This is a genomic window from Pseudomonas sp. SDO5532_S415 (genome assembly GCF_054071155.1).
In genome coordinates this window covers 1-20,012 of the sequence record NZ_JBSVWS010000067.1, presented here as the reverse complement: position 1 = coordinate 20,012, position 20,012 = coordinate 1, and the positions used below count along the sequence as shown (strand labels likewise).

At 58.1% G+C, this 20,012-nt stretch carries 12 protein-coding genes; 5 read left to right on the top strand and 7 right to left on the bottom strand.

The features are described 5' to 3' along the window. Positions 1-14: 14 nt before the first annotated feature. Positions 15-1,436: an amino acid permease gene (locus ACW9HW_RS16190; protein ID WP_457400777.1), complete on the bottom strand. Its 1,422-nt coding sequence runs from the start codon at positions 1,434-1,436 to the stop codon at positions 15-17. Positions 1,437-1,923: 487 nt separating this feature from the next. Here ACW9HW_RS16190 and ACW9HW_RS16185 point away from each other — a divergent pair, with 487 nt between their 5' ends. The 3 genes from ACW9HW_RS16185 (at position 1,924) to ACW9HW_RS16175 (ending at position 10,966) form a co-directional block, all read left to right on the top strand. After that, positions 1,924-2,382 carry an REP-associated tyrosine transposase gene (locus ACW9HW_RS16185; RefSeq protein WP_457400776.1) on the top strand — a complete coding sequence of 153 codons (459 nt, stop codon included), beginning with the start codon at positions 1,924-1,926 and terminating at the stop codon, positions 2,380-2,382. 339 nt (positions 2,383-2,721) lie between these two features. Beyond that, positions 2,722-5,835, top strand: a complete 3,114-nt coding sequence (locus tag ACW9HW_RS16180) for a transglycosylase domain-containing protein (RefSeq protein WP_457400774.1) — start codon at positions 2,722-2,724, stop codon at positions 5,833-5,835. 190 nt (positions 5,836-6,025) lie between these two features. Then, positions 6,026-10,966: an NEL-type E3 ubiquitin ligase domain-containing protein gene (locus ACW9HW_RS16175; protein ID WP_457400772.1), complete on the top strand. Its 4,941-nt coding sequence runs from the start codon at positions 6,026-6,028 to the stop codon at positions 10,964-10,966. Between the two features lie 59 nt (positions 10,967-11,025). Here the strand turns inward: ACW9HW_RS16175 and ACW9HW_RS16170 are convergent, their stop codons facing one another. The 6 genes from ACW9HW_RS16170 to ACW9HW_RS16145 all read right to left on the bottom strand — a co-directional run bounded on the left by ACW9HW_RS16170 (position 11,026) and on the right by ACW9HW_RS16145 (position 18,066). After that, entirely contained in the window at positions 11,026-12,288 is a 1,263-nt protein-coding gene (locus ACW9HW_RS16170; protein WP_457400770.1) for a hypothetical protein, read from the bottom strand. 51 nt (positions 12,289-12,339) lie between these two features. Beyond that, positions 12,340-12,840 (bottom strand): CS1 type fimbrial major subunit, encoded by a 501-nt coding sequence (locus tag ACW9HW_RS16165; protein ID WP_457400768.1) that lies wholly within the window; start codon positions 12,838-12,840, stop codon positions 12,340-12,342. A 59-nt stretch (positions 12,841-12,899) separates the two neighbouring features. Then, positions 12,900-13,640: a molecular chaperone gene (locus tag ACW9HW_RS16160; RefSeq protein WP_457400767.1), complete on the bottom strand. Its 741-nt coding sequence runs from the start codon at positions 13,638-13,640 to the stop codon at positions 12,900-12,902. A gap of 45 nt (positions 13,641-13,685) precedes the next feature. Continuing rightward, the gene (locus ACW9HW_RS16155) at positions 13,686-14,966 is read right to left on the bottom strand and encodes a hypothetical protein (RefSeq protein WP_457400765.1); all 1,281 of its coding nucleotides are present in this window, start codon (positions 14,964-14,966) and stop codon (positions 13,686-13,688) included. Beyond that, positions 14,966-17,488 carry a TcfC E-set like domain-containing protein gene (locus ACW9HW_RS16150; protein WP_457400764.1) on the bottom strand — a complete coding sequence of 841 codons (2,523 nt, stop codon included), beginning with the start codon at positions 17,486-17,488 and terminating at the stop codon, positions 14,966-14,968. Before ACW9HW_RS16150 ends, ACW9HW_RS16155 begins: the two co-directional genes overlap by 1 nt. 83 nt (positions 17,489-17,571) lie before the next feature. After that, complete coding sequence (locus ACW9HW_RS16145; protein WP_457400762.1) at positions 17,572-18,066, bottom strand: CS1 type fimbrial major subunit; 495 nt, start codon at positions 18,064-18,066, stop codon at positions 17,572-17,574. Positions 18,067-18,577: 511 nt separating this feature from the next. Between ACW9HW_RS16145 and ACW9HW_RS16140 the strand changes: the two genes are divergently transcribed. Then, positions 18,578-19,153, top strand: coding sequence for a PadR family transcriptional regulator (locus ACW9HW_RS16140; RefSeq protein ID WP_457400760.1), 576 nt, complete (start codon positions 18,578-18,580; stop codon positions 19,151-19,153). After that, entirely contained in the window at positions 19,150-19,941 is a 792-nt protein-coding gene (locus ACW9HW_RS16135) for a siderophore-interacting protein (RefSeq protein ID WP_095193718.1), read from the top strand. Before ACW9HW_RS16140 ends, ACW9HW_RS16135 begins: the two co-directional genes overlap by 4 nt. Positions 19,942-20,012: the final 71 nt, after the last annotated feature.

Below are 20,012 nucleotides of genomic sequence, written 5' to 3'. Positions count from 1 at the left end.
ACAGCTCTTTCAACCTACGAAGCCGAACGCACCGCACCCTGCGATGCATTGGTCGGCTGCAGCTTGAACACATAGAACAACACCGTCAGCAGCACCAGGAATGCCGGGCCGACATACAGTGCCACACGGGTATCCGGGAAGTACGCCATCAGGCCAACCACCAGCACCAGAAACGCCAACGCCAGATACGAGCTGAGCGGGTACAACCACATGCGGTATTTCAGGCCGGCGCGCTCACTGGCAGTCAAACCTTTGCGGAACTTGAGCTGGGCCAGCAGGATCATCACCCAGGTCCAGATCGCCCCGAAGGTGGCAATCGCCGTCACCCAGACGAAGACTTTCTCAGGCACCAGATAGTTGAGCAACACGCCCAACAACAAGGCGCCGATCGACAGCAGCAACGCGCGACGCGGCACGCCGTTGCTCGAGGTTTTGGCGAAGCCTGCCGGGGCCTGGCCATTCTGCGCCAGGCTGTAGAGCATGCGCCCGGTGCTGAAGATGCCACCGTTGCACGACGACAGCGCCGCGGTGATCACCACGAAATTGATAATGCCGGCGGCGGTCTTGATGCCAAGGCGCTCGAAGGTCATCACAAACGGACTGCCCTGGGTGCCGATTTCGTTCCACGGGTAGATCGACAGGATGACGAACAACGCACCGACGTAAAACAGAAGAATCCGCCAGAACACCGAGCCGATCGCATTGGGAATGGTCTTCTGCGGGTTCTTCGCTTCACCGGCGGTCAGGCCGATCATCTCGACACCGAGGTAGGCGAACATGACCATTTGCAGGGACATCAACACGCCTTGCACGCCGTTGGGCATGAAGCCGCCGTGGGACCAGAGGTTGGAAATCCCCAACGCCACACCGTCGTTGCCGAAACCAAAGGCAATGATGCCGATACCGCCCAACACCATGGCAATAATGGTGACGATCTTGATCAGGGCGAACCAGAATTCGAACTCACCGAACGCCTTGACCGCGATCAGGTTGATCGAGCCCATGCTGACCAACGCGGCGAGCGCCCAGATCCAGCGCGGTACATCGGGGAACCAGACGCCCATGTACACCGCCACGGCAGTGATCTCCGCGACACAGGTCACCAGCCACAAAAACCAGTAATTCCAACCCGTCAGGAAACCCGCCAGCGGGCCGAGATAGTCCTGGGCATAACGGCTGAACGATCCGGCAACCGGGTTGTGCACGGCCATCTCGCCGAGGGCGCGCATGATCACCAGGATCGCCAGACCACCGATGATGTAGGAGAGCATGATGGCCGGGCCAGCCATTTCAATGGCCTTGGCCGAACCGAGAAACAGACCGACACCGATACAGGCACCGAGCGCCATCAGGCGGATATGCCGTTCACCGAGTTCGCGTTTGAGCGGGCCGCCCTGAGCGGTCTCGCCATGGGGCAAGTGATTGCCTGTTGGCATAGGGGTACAACCTCGTCTTGTTATTGGATATGACCACCGAGTGTTGAAGCGCTGGCTGATAAGCCATGGCTTCCCGTAACCGGTCCTGCTTTGTGGGCGGAACCGTCTGACAGGAGGGAACCTGCGAGATCAGCGGGGTGTGCAGTATAAAAAGCTGGCGATAGATGTTTTCACTCTATAAACCACAAAATTCAGGCGTACTTCTCGATAAAACAGGGATTTTTGGAGATAGATTGACTGGATTTTGTAGGATTTTTCGCTATTTAAAGCGGCGCCGAGTATTGCACGGTGTTGGTGCAGCGTCATTCCTCGCCGAAGCGTCTACTACAAGCCTTCCAGCCTCCCTCGCCACAAGCTTCAGCAGCACAAAAAGTCTCAGTCCCGGGATCCTTCATGGTTCTCGGATTTTTCACTCAAAAATTACAGCTACGTGTAGGCAATCGCTTGCCTAGGGTCAAAGGGAACCAACCGCAAAAGGAAGCAAGGAATGCATCCACAACCAAAATCCCACTTACTGCGCCATGGACGTTACTCGGAAACAGGTCGGCCCTATCTCATCACTGCCGTCGTGCATCAAAGACAACCAATCTTCAACGACTGGAAGGTGGGACGTTTGCTGGTTGCAGAATTCAAGCATGCCCACGAGCAAGGCTGGGTCAACTCGATTGCCTGGGTGATCATGCCTGACCACTTTCATTGGCTCGTACAACTGGAACAGTGCACTTTGGCGCAACTCATGCAGTCCACCAAATCTCGCAGCACACTAATCATCAACCGAAAGCTGAACCGTGAAGGCACATTCTGGCAAACCGGCTATCACGACCGGGCTATTCGCGATGGGGAAGACCTCCTGCCGTTCGCTCGTTACATCATCGCCAACCCGTTGCGCGCAGGCCTTGTAGAGAAAATCGGTGACTACCCGCTTTGGGATGCCTGTTGGCTCTAATGTCAAACACCACTTTTTTGGCCGTCGAGATTCCTGTGGCGAGGGAATTTATCTGTGGCGAGGGGATTCATCCCCGTTGGGTCGCGAAGCAGCCCCCTGCGTCCATCCAGATAGATTGGTTTTTTCTGATTTACGACTGCTGCGCAGCCGAACGGGGATATCCCCTCGCCACAGATGAATCCACCTATACAGGAAGCCCGCCGCCTCTCCCTCCATCCTGCCAGCCACCGAACAAAGTGGATCCACGATGATTGGGCCTTCACAATTTTTTCACCATCGCCAACCACCGACTAAGCTTCAGACAAGTCCGATCAATCTGCGTGAATGGATCAGTCGACTATGGGCGCTTTATGGCAAACCGATTCGAGTAAAACTGTGGTCCCGACTGAACGAGTGGATGAAGAAGCGCCTTTACCTGAAAAACCCCGCCGTAGCCGACACGGCTGGAAGGCTTTCTGGTTGTTGCTGCTGATTATTGCGGTCGTCGTGGGTCTGGCGGCGTCCAAGGAGATGCGCACCTCCCGATTTCAGGCCCGGGAGGTCAGCAAGTTTGCCAAGACCCTGAGTTATGAGCTCAAACCCGGTCCCAGCGATGCGATTCACTACCCGGGCGCCGGGCCGTTCGATCTGCGCCTGGGCTACAGCTCCCTGGGCGAGTTCCTGCCGCGCTTGCTCAAGCGTGATTACGTGATTTCCGCCCAGACCCGCTTTTCCCCGGCGCTGATGAACTACACCGACAAGGGCTTGTTCGTGCCCTATGCGGAAAAGATCCAGGCCGGGTTGTCGATCACCGATTGCAAGGCGGCGCCGCTGTACCAGTTCAACTACCCGCAACAGCTTTATTCCAGCTTTGAGTCGATCCCGCCGGTGGTGGTCAACAGCTTGCTGTTCATCGAAAACCGCTTCCTGCTCGACCCGCGCCAGCCCCTGGCCAACCCGGCCGTGGACTGGCCGCGGTTCGGCATGGCGGCCTATACCCAGGTTGCCAAGATGTTGCACCTGCCCGGCCAATCGGCAGGCGGCAGCACCCTGGCGACGCAGCTTGAGAAGTACCGGCACTCGCCCGATGGCTTGACAGCGTCGGGCGGGGAGAAAATCCGCCAGATGATTTCCGCCAGCGTGCGCGCCTATCAGGATGGGCCGGAAACGCTAAAGGCCCGGCAGAATGTGGTGCGCGATTACCTCAACAGCGTGCCTCTGTCGGCGGTGCCGGGTCACGGCGAAGTGCACGGCATGGCCGAGGGTTTGCGCGTCTGGTACGGCGCCGACTTCAACCAGGCCAATGAACGCCTGGCCAGCAACGCGACGGATCCACAGAGCCTGGCGGAAAAAGGTCTGGCCCTGCGCGAAATGTTGTCATTGATGATCGCCCAGCGCCGCCCATCCCATTACCTGACCAAGGGCCGCGACGAACTGGCCAGTCTTACCGACAGCCATATTCGCCTGCTGGCGCAGAACGGCGTGATCGATAAGCCTTTCGCCGATGCGGCACTGGCCAGCAAGGTTACGTATCGCGACTGGTTGACCCAGCCGACCATTCAACCGATCGAAACCAACAAGGGCATCAGCGTGGCACGCAGTCGCCTGGCCGGGTTGCTCAACCGTCCGCTGTACGACCTCGACCGCCTCGATCTCTCGGCCACCAGCACCCTGCAGGGTGACCTGCAAACCCAGGCCACCGCCTACCTCAAGCGCCTGGCCGATCCGGCCTTTGCAACAGAGATCGGCCTGATGGGCGAACGCTTGCTGACCCCCACCAGCACCACCCAGGTGCGTTACAGCTTCACCCTCTTCGAGCTGACCCCGGACGGCTCGCGGGTTCGGGTGCAGACCGACAGCACCGATCAGCCGTTCGACATCAATGAAGGCAGCAAACTGGAATTGGGCTCCACGGCGAAAATGCGCGTGCTCACCACCTACCTGCAAATCATTGCCGAAATACACGACAAATATGCCGGCATGACCGTTCCGGAATTGAAGAAAGTCGAGGTGCCGGAGCAGGATCGCCTGAGCCGCTGGGTTGTCGATTATCTGATCCAGAACAAAGACCGCAGCCTGCCGCCCCTGCTCAGCGCCGCACTGGACCGCAAATACTCGGCCAGCCCCGGCGAAGCGTTTTTCACCGGCGGTGGTCTGCACACGTTCAATAACTTCCGCAAGGAAGACAACGGCCGCTTGCCGACCCTGCGCGATGCCATTCGGGAGTCGATCAACCTGCCGTTCATTCGCCTGATGCGTGACCTGGTGCGCTACACCACTTATTCAGGCCCCAACAGCAGCGCCGAACTGCTCAAGGACGATCGCGATCCACGGCGTCAGGAATACCTGGCCTCCTTCGCCGACCGCGAGGGTACGTCGTTCCTGCTGAAATTCTGGAAGAAGTACAAAAACAAGGACACCCAGGCGCGACTCGAAACCTTCCTCGATGGCATGCGCCCGACGCCGATCCGCATGGCCGCCGTGCACCGTTACTTGCTGCCCCAAGCCAGTCAGCAAAGCTTCAACACCTTCGTGCGCTCGCACCTCACGGGGACCAAGCTCACCGAAAAACTCACCGACGAACGCCTTGAACGACTCTATCTGGCCTACGGCCCCGGCACCTACGACCTGCCGGACCAGGGCTTCATCGCCAAGGTGCACCCGCTGGACCTGTGGATGATGGGCTACCTGCTCAATCACCCCGATGCCACGTTCAAGGACATCGTCAAGGCCAGCCAGTTCGAGCGCCAGGAAGTCTACAGCTGGCTGTTCAAGAGCCGGCACAAGGGCGCCCGCGACAACCGTATCCGCACCATGCTGGAGATCGAGGCGTTCCTCGACATTCATCAGCGCTGGCAGAAAGTCGGCTACCCGTTCGACCATCTGGTGCCATCGCTGGCCACCGCCATCGGCAGCTCAGGCGACCGTCCCGCCGCCCTGGCCGAATTGATCGGCACCATTCTCAACGACGGCGTGCGCATGCCGACGCTGCGTATCGACAGCCTGCACTTCGCGGCGAACACGCCGTATGAAACCAAGCTGATCAATGACCCGGATGTGGGCAAACGGGTGATGCCGTCCGAGGTCGCCACGGCCTTGCGCGAGGCCCTTTCCCAGGTGGTGGATGCCGGTACCGCCAGGCGGGTGGCCGGGACTTTCATTACGCCAGATGGCAAAACCCTGGCCATGGGCGGCAAGACCGGCACCGGCGATAACCGCATCGAAGCGATCGGTTCCGGCGGGCGCATTCTGAGTTCGAAGTCGATCAACCGCACGGCAACTTTCGTGTTCTACATCGGCGATACCCACTTCGGCACCCTCACCGCCTTCGTACCAGGGCGCAGCGCCGAGAGTTTCACCTTCACTTCCGCACTGCCCGTGCAAGTGCTCAAGGGCATGGCACCGATTCTCAACCCCTACTTGCAACCGGGTACTCATACGCAGTGCCTGCCGATTGAAATGGTGCGACGCTGAGGGTGCTGCCCGACAGGGCAGCGCCATAGCGTTATCTGGCCGTTTGTGGGCCATAATTATTTATCGCTTATATTCAAAATCAAAAACACCCCGCCTAATAAACATGAAATAACCCACGAACAATTCCGGCTTTTTATTTAAGCCCCGGGCGATACGCTATTTATCTTTCAACTACGCCAGATAAATAACGATGCCAAACTTGAACCCCATAATCCCTTCTGTTGCGGAAACAAATAAAGGACGTCATTACGAACGCATCAAAAGCGCCATCAGCCCTCAATTCAAAAAAGCTTCCCCGGATCGTGCGCGAGTACTGAATACAACACCTCTGGCAGTCCAGAACTGGTATGGCGCCGCCGGCCACGACTCACTGAAAACCGCCAACCTGCAAGCCTGGGAAGCACAAAACCAGGCAGATCAGACGTTCGGAAAGGTACTGGATATTTATGCTTTCGCTGAACCCTTACTAAAAGCCAGGCTTAAAGAAACACATAAAATCGACGTGGATGTACGGTCCACTTACTTGCGTCTTTACTTCCCGAAAAAAACGCCTTGGTATGTCATTGACATACAACCGGGCTATTCCAGTCGAACGGTGTCCTTGCTGGATGCGGCACTGCACAATTTTGCAGCGTCCGAAACCTTTACCGCCGATTCGGATTACATCAGCAAGCCCGATGCAAACGGGCACTTCGATGTCAAACCCCTCAAGACCAGGATGTCGATCGATCAATTCAAACAACTGTGCAGGGAGTTGGACATCGGGACTCGATACAGCCAATACCTGCAGAAATACTTGCTGTCTCATGAAGCGGTTTTGCAAGCCGCGCTCGAACAAAAAGTAACCAGCAGCCAGAAAGCCGCACTGAACGCCGCCGCGCACATGGCCCTGATGAAAAAGGACATCAGCATCAACGCCTTCGAGGTCGTACGTGGAATGATCGACGGGCAAACGGGCCTCACACTCGGCGGCAAGGTCATGCAGTGCTCCGAACTCTCGCTGTTGGATGCCTCTCTGACCGGTATCGTGCTGTTCGCCGCCGTCAAGGAACAAAGCCAAGGCACCGACAGGCTCATTGCCTATGTACCTCACGACCCCGAGCATCCGCTGAAAGAATATGCCTCGGGGCTTGAGTTTGTTAAGGAACTGACGCGGCAACTGCGGGAGAACAAAACCCTCCCGTCGTCCCGAAGCACCTATCGGCAGTTCTTCAGCCAGTTCATCGATCAGCAACAACGCGGGCATTTTTTCGCCGATCTGGAACGGCGCCTGAGCGTGGTGCAATGGCATGAAAAGGATCATCTCGATCCCGGCCCCTCATGGCGGGCAACCCCCGTGGACAAGCCGAACCTGGAATTCCGGGTGTCGCCCATCGACAAAGACCTCTGGCAGCATCTGTACCAAAGCAAAGTCAACAAGATCATCAACGACGCGCGGGAAATCGCCGTGTCGACCGCCAAGGCTGACGACGACGAACGCTGGGCCTGGTGGGACAACTTCAAGAAAATGCTCTCGGACATTTTCAATGCGGCCCTGTTGGTGCTCACCCCCTTCGTGCCGGGATTGGGTGAGTTGATGCTGGCCTACACCGCTTATCAACTGACCACCGAAGTGGTCGAAGGCATCGTGGACCTGGCCGAGGGGCAATGGACCGAACTGGCTGAACATGTGGTGGGTGTTGTGACCGACGTTATCCAGCTGGCTGCGTTTGGTGCGGGTGCTGCCATTGGCAACGAGTTTCGTCTCAAGCTCTCTCCGTTTGTCGAAGGCCTCAAGCCCGTCACGCTGCCCGATGGCAAACCGACGCTGTGGCACCCCGACCTCGCGCCTTATGCGCAAAAACACCTGCAATTGCCTGACCATTCGACACCCGATGCGTTGGGGCTGCATGAGCATGCGGGTAAAAAAATACTGCCGCTCGACGGACAACATTACGAAATCCGCCACGATCCGGAGCTGGGCCAACACCGAATCCAGCACCCCACCCGAACTGACGCCTATGCGCCGAAACTCAAACATAACGGCCGTGGCGCCTGGGTCCATGAAGGAGAAAATCCGCAAGAATGGGACAGTGCGACCCTGATGCGCCGGATCGGCCATGCCACCGACGGCCTCAGTGCGGAACAACTCGAAGTCATCCGCCAGATCAGCGGCACGGACGAAGATTCGCTGCGCTACATGCATATCAGGAACACCGAGCCGCCATTGCTACTGGACGACACCCTCAAACGCCAGCGGGCATTCAATGACGTCCAGGCCGCCAGCGCCGACATTCGCATGGGCAGACCTCTGGACCCGTCGTCCTACTGGTTCGAACAGCTGGTCACCGAATTGCCCGGTTGGCCGTCCGACTGTGCGTTGAGGGTGTACCAACACTCCGACCTGCGTGGCCCGGTCCGCATCTATGGCCATGCGGATGCGAATCCGGAACATACGCTGACGATCAGTCTCGGTGAGGTGATGGCCGGCCAACTGCCAGAACGGCTGATCGCATTTCTGGATGAGGCACAACTTGAGCAGCTGCTTGAAGCAAAAGTGCCAAAGACGCAACAGCTGCAAGCCTTGCGCGATCGACTGGATGAACAGGTTAAAGGACGCAGCACCGACATCTCGGAGTACACCTATCGACTTCGTGAGGCCAGCGATGATCCGCGAGTTCAACATTTGCAAAGTCAGTATCCGGCGCTGCCCACCGCCATTGCCGAGCGCCTGGTTGCACAGGCCGCCAAACGTGAACTCGAAGCGCTTGACCAACAGCACCCCCTGCCCCTGAGCCTCAAGACCCGCACGCGTGAGTACGAGTTCGAAACCCTGGCCGTCCGGGCCTGCGAGGGTTTGCACCACAATGAACGCCTGTCGCCTGACACCGAAAGGCTGGCCCTGAATGCACTGTTTGCACAAAGCGACGGTTACAACGACCTGCGCGTCGACATACGCGACGGCACATTCGAAGGTCCGCTGCGTTGCAGTGTCGGCCCTGCGGATGCGGCGAACGTACGGATTCTTTTACGCAACGAAAATGACCGTTATGACATCCACGACGGCAGCCATCGACTGCTCTTCGGGACCCTCGATCTGTATGAGTCGCTGCTGCGGATCATTCCCGAGCAAGCCGGCGGCGAACCGGGTTATGTCCCCGGTCAGGGGCAGGCATTGAGGAAATGGCTGATCGAACGGACCGAAGCGGCGCAGAAACGCCGTGACTGGCTGTTGAAGCCGTCGATCCGTCCAGTGCCCACGCAAGAAACGGTGTACATGTTGCACGGAATCAATTGGATAAGATCTCTCGTGACTCCCGAGACTCCCGAGACTCTCGAGGGCCGCGTTCAGGCGCTCTATCCGACGCTCAGTAAACGGGAGCGCATCAACTTCATCAACTCCCTGCCCCCTTCCGAAAGCGAACGCTTGAAGATTGTGAGCAGACTGGCTAACGAATTGGAAACACTTCGCAGAATGCTCAACAACTGGGAGGGTAGCTTCGGTAATCTCTCCGAGGGTCAACTGCCCCCTCGAGAGATCAGGGTTGTCAGGGAGCGCCTGATGGAATGCTTCCGTCGGACACCCCGTTCATTCGACGAACCGGGCATTCGCCACGACGGTGGTTATACGCTGGATCTGTCCAGCGAAAACCGGCCGATAAACCTGCGTAACGGATGGATCGACCTGCCGGAGGAAATGGCACCCTATCTGAAACAGATCACCACGTTGAACCTGGACAATACGATCCTGCCGCCAGCCCCTCGTGCGCTTTTGAAGGATTTTGCGCAGCTTCGCCAGTTCAGCGCGCGAAACTGTTCACTGAAAGATGTTCCGGATTCGATCTCTCAAATGAAGAACCTCGAAACCCTGCGCCTGAGCGGCAACGACATCACACTGAACGACGTTTCGGTCACGCACATACGGGCTCTGACCCGCCTGCAGACCCTGCAACTCGATCACAACCCGCGGCTGGGTCAGGCGCCGAACGTCGATCGCATGCCCCGTCTGACAATCCTCAACCTGGCCCATACCGGCCTCAAGGAATGGCCTGAAGGATTGTTGAAAAACCACCGACCTCGCGGTTTTTTCCTCGACCTGCGTGGCACCGCAATCGATACCGTCCCCGACGCCGTTGTGAAATCGGAAGAAGCGTGGTTGATCGCTCGCGCGCGGATCAACCCCGACCAGCTGCGTCTGGCCGACCGTGAGACCCTGTACAAATACCGTGAAGCGGCGGGCCTGCCACGACAGAACAGCTATGCGCCCCTCGCCGCCAATGCGCGCGCCAAATGGCTGTTGTCGGACGAGTCCTGGCTGTGGGGTAATAACGTCGAGGATTTGGGGGCATATCGAGAAGAAGCCTGGGACAACCTGATCAACGAGCCGAACTCCGGAGGCTTTTTCCAGATCATCGACAACCTGACCGAGTCTGCCGACTACCGGACGGGGGGACCAACGCGAGAGCAACTGACCCGTCGCGTCTGGGACCTGATCGATGCCATGGAACTCGATAGCCAATTGCGCGAGCAGTTGTTCGACCTTGCCGCTGAACCGACCAGTTGCGCCGATGCCAGCGCCGAAGTCTTCAATATCATGGGGGTGCAGGCACTGGTTACCCAAGCCTATGACTACTCGACTTCAGCCGCCGAAATCGAACGCAAGCTGGTGACCCTGGCCAAGGGTGCCGCCCGGCTTGAACGGGTCAACGAAATCGCCCGCAAGGACTCGCTCTCCCGTGCAAGCAGAGCGGAGGAAGTCGAGATTTATGTGGCATATCAGACCGCACTGGCACCCCGTCTCGAACTGCCCTGGCAGTCCGATCACATGCTGTACCGCGGCATAGCCGATGTCAGCGATAAGGCCATCGATGAGGCTTACATCACCGTCATCACCCAGGAAAAGGGTAACGGACTGATCGATGGCATGCTTGAACAGCCGTTCTGGGAAAAGTACCTGCGAGAGAGTTTTGCCTCCGCACTCGAGTACAACGATCGGTTCTACGAGCGGGAACTGAACAGTCTGGAGGATCGACACGCCCTCATGTCCATGAGCGACGAGGACTATTCACGGGAGATCGTGGAACTGGCTGGACGAAGGCTGGATCTGAGCCGAAGCCTGACACGCACGCTATTGCAAAAGTACGACGTGTAAAAAGACTTCTGACTTGAGATGCAAACCGCCCGGCAGCCGCCGGGCGGTTTCAATTGAGTTCAGACTTCCGAGTCCCAGATCACGGTGACGTTGCCGGCATAGCGCTTCGCCTGGCCGGGCTGGAGCATCTGTTCAAGGTAGAACGCCGGAACTTCGAAATGAAGAGTCCCCGGCTCTCGATCCAGGAAATGCCCCGGTTGAAATACCGTACCCTGCGGGCTGTCCGTCAGAGGCCTGCGCTTGACCGGTTGGCCGACGTTATCGGTGATGCCGTGGGGCAGGCTGACGCTCATGTAGACCTGGGGAAACGTCGAACCGCTGTCGGTATCGCGCAACGCGCAGGCACCGATTCCCCCATGCTCGCACTGAAAGAACATCTTGAATTTCGAAGACGTTGAAATGTTGAAGGTCTGATCCCGGAACAATCGGGCAGGCCGGCGCCCTTCCTGCAGCCAGGCTTGCCAGCCCCCCTGCGGGACCAATTCGATTTTATTGCCCCCGGGCGGAAGGTCGACCTTGAGCATGTGCTGCACATCCAGAACGAACCTGAAGGTCAGGCTGGAATTGTCCGGCAGGATGTTGTCGCCCATGTCGAAATCGCCGCCCGGCCCGACGGCATACCTCAACTCGCCGGTGTAAATTCCCGTCGACATGCCCAGCGGGTTGGGAGTACGCAGTTCATAGCCCAGGTCCAGATAATCGTAAGACATCCACGGGATCAGAAACGCGGCCTGTTTGCTGCAGGCTGACTCGACCGGTGTCCTCCAGAAGAACGTGAAACTGTCGGGGCCATAGCTCGACATCGCCGCGTTCTGACAGGGTCTGGGTGCGGCTCCCCATGTGCTGCTGCCCCACAGCAGTGTGTGCCCTTCCTGATCAGAGGATGCCCCGGTCAAATTGACCGCGGTGTCACTCAGGACATATTGGGAACCGATGCCGCCGATCCTTACTTGCACCGTGTGCGCTTCGCCCGTCACGACGTTTGAAACGCTCAAACTACGCCACTGCGCCGGCGCCTTGAGCGTAGCCCCGGCGCGCTCGGGGGTGCCGGGCTCAATGGCATGGCTGGCCGCAAAGCGCAGGGGAAGTCGCAGACCGGACAGGTTGTAGGGCTTGCAATCATTCACGTAAGTGGCGCAGTAACCGCTCTGCGGGGTCTTATCGATGAACTTATTGTTTTGCGGATTGGCAGGATCAGGAACAAAACTGGCGCGGATCTCCTGGGTTATCGCCTGCGCTGACAAAGAGAATATTCCACCGAACACATAAACGAAGACGCATCCTTTACTGACCTTATTCAATTTCCGAAACCCTGGAATCATTGTCACATCCTTGCACTCAAGACTTTGTTTACTGCGCTATGGTCATTCCTGTTACCCCGCCGGGGCCGCGGCGTTGAAGATGATATTCACGTTGCCGTAGTAATCCCCTGGAGAATATCGGCTATCGTCCCGGGGCTTGATTTCCAGCATCACCCGAGCGCCACCCCTTGCCTCTTCTGCAGAAACAACTTGCTGAGGAACGGGGTGATGGCTGAGTTCCTTGCCATTGAAACTGACCAGTAGATTGATGTTCTCTCGGGAGTCTCTCCCATTGGTCAGATGAGGGTAACTTTCCAGGCGCGCCTCAATGGCACTGCTGTCATGTTTGACGTCGAACGTCCTGCGTAACCCGCCCAGCTTTCTGGTGTTCACGTCCCACGGCAGTACTTGCTCCCGGTGGATCCAGTTGGGATCACTGGGGATGACATAAAAACCCTGGGTGGGAATATCCACCGAAACGAAGAACTCGATTTCTTCGCGCGCGGCGAATGCCCAGGCGCTCATCAACGCCAGTCCACTGGCCGATGTCAGAGCGATCCATTGTCTGATCATTTTCCAATACCTGTTACATGCAAGAGAAAACAGCGATGGAGAGGTGCGTGGGTTGACGCTCAACCGGCAACGCGCAAGTTCTTTTTCGTGTCGCCCTCCACCAGGATGAACCGGTACTCGCGCCCGGCCTTCTTCTCGAATTCAAACGACTTGCCCGCCATGACGTGATGTTTGGTGGTCGGCTCGCAGTCGGTCTCCACGGTCTTTGAACAACTTTTGAACTCATCGATCACCACCACCGTGTTGCCGTTGTTGCGCACGATGTAACGGCCTGCACGGTCGTCGATGACACTGTTGAATCGCGCATCCTTGGGCCGCACGAAGAAAATCGTGCCGAAACCGGCCATCACGTTGACGCCCGCGGTCAGGGTCTTTTTATAGTCTTCGCGCTCTTCACTGGACACCGCGAACTCGTCTTCCTTTTCCGGCACTACCGGCACGAAACGCACGCGGAAATAACGCTCCTTGTCGCGCTCGCCCATAAACAGCAAGCGGGTGCCCTGCATGCCCTGGGCCGGAATGATCAAACGGGCCGGGCTGGCCATCAGACCGTCCCGGGCACTGGCATCGGCTTGCACTTTGACCGGCACTTCGGAAGAGGTGCCGTCAGCGTTGTAAATGATTTCCAGCACATTGATCTTGACGAATGCCGTGCTGTCCCCGCTGTTGTACACGCGTTTCAAATAGGTACTTTTATCGCCGGCCAAATAGTCATACACCACGCCGATATTGATATTCGGACCGGCTTGCGCACTTTGAAAAATCAAACATGCCGCCAACAGTGCAATTAATCGCTTCATCAGCTAAACCTCAACTTAAATACATTGACTCAAACGGGGACCCGATCAGATTTCCGAATCCCAAATAACCACGACCGTACCGGCGTACCTGTTTCCACGATCAGCCTTGAGTATTCGCTCGGTGTTGGCCTTGTCGATTTCGAAATGCAGAATTCCAGGCTTGTTTTCCACATAGGCTCCAGGTTGAAAAATGACGGCCCTCGCTTCCGTCGGGAACAGCTCCTGACGCCTGACTGGACGTCCGTTGGTGTCGGTCAAACCATTAGGCAGGGTCACGCTGATATTCAATGGCGTGCCGTAGTTGATTCCTTCATTCCATAATCCGCACGCATTTACAGTACCGGAGCCGCACTCCAGATACATCTTGAACCTGGAACTCGCTGATATGTGGAAGGTCTGGTCGCGAAACAATCGCTCCGGCACGCGCCCCGAGCTCAGCCATCGCTGCCATCCGCCTTCGGGCTGCAAGGCAATCTGATTGCCACCCGGAGGGAGATCGACTTTAAGAATGTGTTGCACATCCAGTACGAAACTGAGAATCAGCGCCGAATCATCCGGAATCATGGCATCGCCCATGTCGAAAGCGCCGCCCGGGCCAATGCGGAACGGTAAATCGCCGGTATACCGCCCGCCGGGCATTCCCAAAGGGTTGGGCGTGCGCAGTTCATAGGCAAAGTCCAACGTGCGGTAGGAGAAGCCCGGAATCGTAATCGACACTCGTTTTCTGCACACCCCCTCGACCGGGGTTTTCCAGAAGAATTGGTAGGTCTTTTCGCCGTAAAACCCTACCCCGCTGTGTTGACAAGGCGGTGGCGCGTACATCCAACTCAGCCCGAGCCACAACCATTCGTGGCCCTCCAAAACACTAGGCGCTCCCGTCAGGTTCCGCGCGGTATCGCTCAGCACGTATTGGGTGCCGATACCGGAAATCCGTATCTCGACCCTTTCCGCTTGCCCGGTTTCAGCATTGGTGACAGTGATCGGCGTCCAGCTTGCCGGCACCTTGAACATCGCGCCTTTGCGTTCATTAACATGGGGCACGATCGGAAAGGCTGAATGAAAGTTGATGGGCAGCCTGATGCTGAATATTCCCTGGGCTTGGCATTCACCGGGGTGTTCCGCGCAATAACCACTGACCGGGGTGGTGTTGATGAATTTATTGTTGCTAGGATTGGCCGGATCAGGCCTGAACACCGCCGTGATTTCCTGAGTGACCGCCTGCGCCGGCATCGCCGTGATCGCCAGCAGCAACGCAAGCCATTGTCCAAGCCTTCGTGGCCGCCCGGTCGAGACAGTACGTTCAATAGTTGAAGATAAATGCTTCATCAACCTGCCTTCTCCTGAGTGATGGTCGCGTCAGCCAGGGTGTCCGGGCTGCAACGCAAATCCCCGATCATCAGCACGTTGTTTTCCACCCGTTCCTGTTCGGGATCGAGGCGGAACTGGCACAGCAGCTGATCGGCGTAGCGAACTTCCAGCGTCGGTGAACCCGCGTTCATTTCCATGGAGAAGAACCCGTCCACTTCACTCACCCCGCGGCTGGCGTGATTGATGACGTGGTGCCCCTTGAGCGGTCGCCCTTGCGGGTCGAGCAGACGGCCGAGCACGGTCAGGGTTTTCATCACCCGCACCTTCCTGTACTCCACGCCGCCCTTGTTCATGTGATAGCGGGTGCGCGGCGGTTCGATGGCCGCCGCCGGCACGTCGTTGCCTTCGAAGTCGAAGCTGACCGAACTGTTTTTGTAGGCGGTCAGAGGGATGAAGTTGCGACCCGGTCGCAAGGCCGCGCTGCCCCCGCTCAAGTCGTCGGCGCGCAGGGCGATGCCGTCGATGTCGGACTCGACATCGACGATCATGCCCGCCCCTCGCCCCTGATGCTGGCTGGTCATCACGATCTGTTGCCCGCCGATGGCCACGGTGCTGTCGAGGTTCAGGCCGCCGGTGTAATTGCCGTTGTAGGACGAGCGCTGAACGAAACCATCGCCATTGACGCTATCGGTGCCGAAATACGCCTGGCCGTTCAAGCCGATCCCGTAGGTGTCGGTGATCATGGTCGCCGCCACGCTTTGCAGCACGTGATCCTCAAGGGTTTTGCGGTAACCCAGCGAGGCGTTGTTGTCGCGGCTGCCGTCCCGTGCGGTCCGTGTGCCGATGCTGCCGGAGATCTGCTGACCGGGGCCGCCGAGCGCCACGTTGAGGCTCAGGTCCACGCCACGGTTGCGCGCATCGCCGCTGCTATAGCTACCGGGCCGGTCGAACACCGACAACCGCCAATTGGCGTCACTGCCCAGTACCGTGGTGCGCTGGGTCCAGCCCAGGTCGACGCCAACGCCTTCGACGTTACCTTCACTGTGGGCAACCCGGGCGTTGATCGAACTGTTACGGCTGACGCGGTGATTCAGCGCCAGTGAGGAATTGCTGGTCTGCCCGGTGAACACGTTGCGCTGACGAATGCGCGTGCCGTCCGGCAGGGTGTCGTAGGTGTTGGTGGTGTCCAGCCAGCTGCGGTTGTGACTGATCACCAGGCTGCCGGCGCCATAGTTATAGAGGCCTTGCAGGTCGAGTCCGGTGCCGTGGTCTTCGGTCTGGTAGAAGTTGGCGTACATACTGGTGCTGTTGGCCAGGGTCCAGTCGATGGAGGTGCCGTATTGCAGCTTTTCCCGAACCTGGCGCGCCGACAGCCCGAGAATCACCCGTGGGTGCAGCAAGTAGTTGAGCGAAGCACCTGCCGTGGCGTCACCGCTGGCCTGTTTGTCCCAGTTGCTCAGCAGTTTGGTTTCCTGGCCGGCGAACAGGTTATAGCGCCAGCGCTCGTCGGGGTTGCGCCAGTTATTGGGTTTGTAGACCAGTTCCTGGGTGGTCGAGGTGACCTGGCCGTCCTCGATCAGGCGCACTTCCACTTCATAAATGCCTCCGGGCAAGGGCCGGGTATCGAGGGTCTGCAAGCCGGCGGGCACCGACTGGGTGTTGATCAGCAAACCGTCGCGATAGATTTCCACCGAGGCCTGGCGGTTGGCGGTGACATAGATCGGATAGACGCTGGGGTTCTGCAAGTCGATCGCCAGACTGTCGGAACTGCCGTACATCACGCCCACGGCGGTGTCGGGGCTGGTGCCGAACGAGCGGGGCTGCCGGGTCAGGCCTTCTGACGTGGGGGTGAAATAGCCCAGCCGCAGAAAACTGCCTTGCAGTTCGCGTTGGGTATGCAGCTCGTACACCGCGTGATAGAGCTTGTCGTCCGGGCCGCCGAGACGGGCCAGTTGCGTATTGAAGGTCTGGGTCCAGTTACCGAGGCTGCTGGTGGCCTCGAGGCCGAAGCGTCCACCCAGATCCTGTTCCTGGCCACCGTTGAGGTTGAGCTGATTACGCATGATCAGACCGGTGCTGCCGTTTTCAGGCTGCTCGTAATAACGCTTGGCTTCGGTGTCGCGTTCGGCGTTCTCGGTAAGGATGGAGACCAGGGAGTTTTCCAGGTTGTAGTGCACGGCCAGCATTTGTTCCGGGCATTGGCTGGCGCACGGTCCCAGCGCTACGCCGGGCTTGAGATAGCTCGCCCATTTTTCCCGCTCGGCGGCGCCGAAACGGTTTTCACTGGTGTCGGTGAATTCGAGCAGGGTGAGGCGGTCATCGCGGGACAACACGATCATCGCTTCGCCCAACGGCTGTTGGTCGAGTTCGACCCGAACAGCCAGAGGGACATCAAAAAAGTGCTCTTCAAAGTCATTTGGCAGGCCTTTGGCCTGCGCGAGCAAACTGCGCGGCGTCGTACCCGCAGGTTCGGGAGCCGCTACTGCGCCAGCACAAAACAGCAACGCAAGCGCAGCCGCGATGGGGGTCATCGGGAACATGAACACGGACTCTGATTGCGAACGGAAAAAGTCCGGCTGACAGACATTTGCTGTCAGTCAGCCGGCTTTTGTTACTTCACGGGTTAGAGCGCGGCGCCGACAGGAGGAACAGCGTCGAACATCATGGTGACTGCGCCGGTGTAATCGCCCGGGGTGAAGTCGGTGCCAGCGGCGGTGATGCGCAGCGGTGCACGGTAGTTCACATCGGACTCGGCTTCACCCACGACCATTTGCGGGGTCTGGGTCAGTACCTTGTTGTTGAACTCGACTTTAAGATCGATGATGCTCGCGCCGCCGACCAGCTTCGGCACACCTTCCAGATAGCCATGAACCGAACCGTTGGTGTTGCGCACGTCGAAGAAGCCTACAACCGGTTTCATGGTGCCGGTGATCGGGCTGAAGCTCATGTCCTGATCCTTGTTGACCAGGTCGGCGTCAGTCGGCACCACATAGAAACCATTGGTCGGTACATGGGCGACCAGGCTGATGGAGTGACGGGCTTCACCGGCGGCAAATGCCACGGAGGAGCTCAAAGCCAGAACAGCCAGTGGGGCAGCGATTGCAATTTTCTTGAACATCGTTCAGTACCTGTTTTCTTTAAAGGATCGGTTCATTGAAAGTTCAAACAACGCCTACCCAAAGGTTGTGTTGGTTTGGACTTTCAACGCCGGGGCATGATCGACTGTTCGACCTGGAAAGTAAGCAGGCAACTTCCGACGATCGCGTAGTTCAACTACTTCGCAAGCGGAAAGAAAAAAGAATGAATAATAGAAAAACAAAACAGCAGCTGTAAGTTCTACCTTACATACAGTTTTCAGTTAAAAACCATACAGCAATCTCGACGACTGAATACGGGAACATGAGCCTTCTTTAGAATATTAGCTCCAATTAAATAGAGTGATGGCTTTAACTTTCAAGTTTGCGATCGAGTCGAAAAATAAAAAATGGAATGCATTGCCTGATTCAGGAATTTCGTCGCCCTGCCGAGCGCCATTCGTCGCCAGATGTAATTCATTCTCAACAAAAGCCTTGCCTTGCACTAAAGATATATCTTACGTTGTATCTAAATACGACGAGAGAACGCAGCTAATGAGAGACCATCATTCCCCCCACCGCGAGCACGGCGACAGCCGCGACGGCTTCGAGAAACGCCACGGCCGTGAACGCGGCGGTCGAGGCCCGCGAGTATTCGCTCCCGGCGATCTGAAATTACTGCTGCTGGCGCTGATCGCCGAGCAGCCCTGCCATGGCTACGACCTGATCCGACAGATCGAAGGCATGTTCGATGGCGCGTACAGCCCCAGCCCCGGCGTGATCTATCCGACCCTGACGTTTCTGGAAGAAAGCGAAATGATCCTGGGCGATACAGAGGGCGGGAAAAAACGCTACAGCGTGACCGACGCCGGACGGCATTCGTTGATTGAGCAGGCGATCGCGCTGGATGGCGTGCGCATGCGCATCGAAGTCAGCAAGCGCTCATTGCGCGGCCATGACCGCCCGCCGGAGATCCATGAAGCGGTGCATAACCTGCGCCATGCCTTGCAAATGCACCACGGTCGCTGGAGCCCGGAAGAAATCCTGCGGGTACGCGACCTGCTCAACAACACCGCCAAAGCCATCGTCGACGGCCCCGCCGTGACGCCTGTAAAGGAGAGCGCCGAATGACCGAGATCATCGACCCGACCCAAACCATTCACCGTGTGATGCATGAAATCAAACGACGTCGCCTGCAAGTCCTGCGTGTAGTCGATCTGACCCCGCGCATGCGTCGGATCACCCTGGGTGGGCCGGAGCTTGCGGGCTTCGTCAGTCTGGGCACGGATGATCACGTCAAGCTGCTGTTCCCGCAGAACGCCGAACAGGCTGCCGCGCTGGAGAACCTGGTGCTGGGCGCCGGCAAGAATGACGGGGCAATGCCGCCCATGCGCGACTACACCCCGCGCCGCTACGACCTGGAAAAACGGGAGCTGGACATCGACTTCGTGCTCCATGGCGACGGCCCGGCCTCGACCTGGGCCGAACAGGCCAGACCCGGCCAGTTCCTGCACATCGGCGGGCCACGGGGTTCGATGATCGTGCCGGACATTTTCGACAGCTACCTGCTGATCGGCGACGAAACCGCCCTGCCCGCCATCGCCCGCCGCCTGGAAGGCCTGGCGGCCAATCGGCGCGCGCTGGTGATTGTCGAAGTGGAGAACGGCAAGGAACAACAAGCGCTGGAGAGCGCTGCCCAGGTCAATGTGATCTGGGTGCTGCGCGAAGGCGGCAAGGATCATTTGCTGACCACCGTGCGCCAGGTCAAGGTTCCGACCGGCAGCCTGTATGCCTGGGTCGCGACCGAGAGCAAGGTATCGCGGCAGATTCGTCGGGTGTTGCTGGATGAACATGGCCTTGATGATCAATTCGTCAAAGCGGTGGGCTACTGGCGGATGGGTGACAGCGACGAGGAGTAACTTCCTCACTAGCCCCTTCGCGAGCAGGCTCGCTCCCACAAGGGGCCGGTGTACGCTGATCCAATGTGGGA

Excerpts from the sequence above, each read along its gene's own strand:
- ACW9HW_RS16140 (WP_457400760.1), top strand. The coding sequence starts at position 18,578 with ATGAGAGACCATCATTCCCCCCACCGCGAGCACGGCGACAGCCGCGAC.
- ACW9HW_RS16185 (WP_457400776.1), top strand. The coding sequence starts at position 1,924 with ATGCATCCACAACCAAAATCCCACTTACTGCGCCATGGACGTTACTCG.
- ACW9HW_RS16145 (WP_457400762.1), bottom strand. The coding sequence starts at position 18,066 with ATGTTCAAGAAAATTGCAATCGCTGCCCCACTGGCTGTTCTGGCTTTG.
- ACW9HW_RS16155 (WP_457400765.1), bottom strand. The coding sequence starts at position 14,966 with ATGAAGCATTTATCTTCAACTATTGAACGTACTGTCTCGACCGGGCGG.
- ACW9HW_RS16190 (WP_457400777.1), bottom strand. The coding sequence starts at position 1,436 with ATGCCAACAGGCAATCACTTGCCCCATGGCGAGACCGCTCAGGGCGGC.
- ACW9HW_RS16150 (WP_457400764.1), bottom strand. The coding sequence starts at position 17,488 with ATGTTCCCGATGACCCCCATCGCGGCTGCGCTTGCGTTGCTGTTTTGT.
- ACW9HW_RS16160 (WP_457400767.1), bottom strand. The coding sequence starts at position 13,640 with ATGAAGCGATTAATTGCACTGTTGGCGGCATGTTTGATTTTTCAAAGT.
- ACW9HW_RS16175 (WP_457400772.1), top strand. The coding sequence starts at position 6,026 with ATGCCAAACTTGAACCCCATAATCCCTTCTGTTGCGGAAACAAATAAA.
- ACW9HW_RS16170 (WP_457400770.1), bottom strand. The coding sequence starts at position 12,288 with ATGATTCCAGGGTTTCGGAAATTGAATAAGGTCAGTAAAGGATGCGTC.
- ACW9HW_RS16165 (WP_457400768.1), bottom strand. The coding sequence starts at position 12,840 with ATGATCAGACAATGGATCGCTCTGACATCGGCCAGTGGACTGGCGTTG.
- ACW9HW_RS16180 (WP_457400774.1), top strand. The coding sequence starts at position 2,722 with ATGGGCGCTTTATGGCAAACCGATTCGAGTAAAACTGTGGTCCCGACT.
- ACW9HW_RS16135 (WP_095193718.1), top strand. The coding sequence starts at position 19,150 with ATGACCGAGATCATCGACCCGACCCAAACCATTCACCGTGTGATGCAT.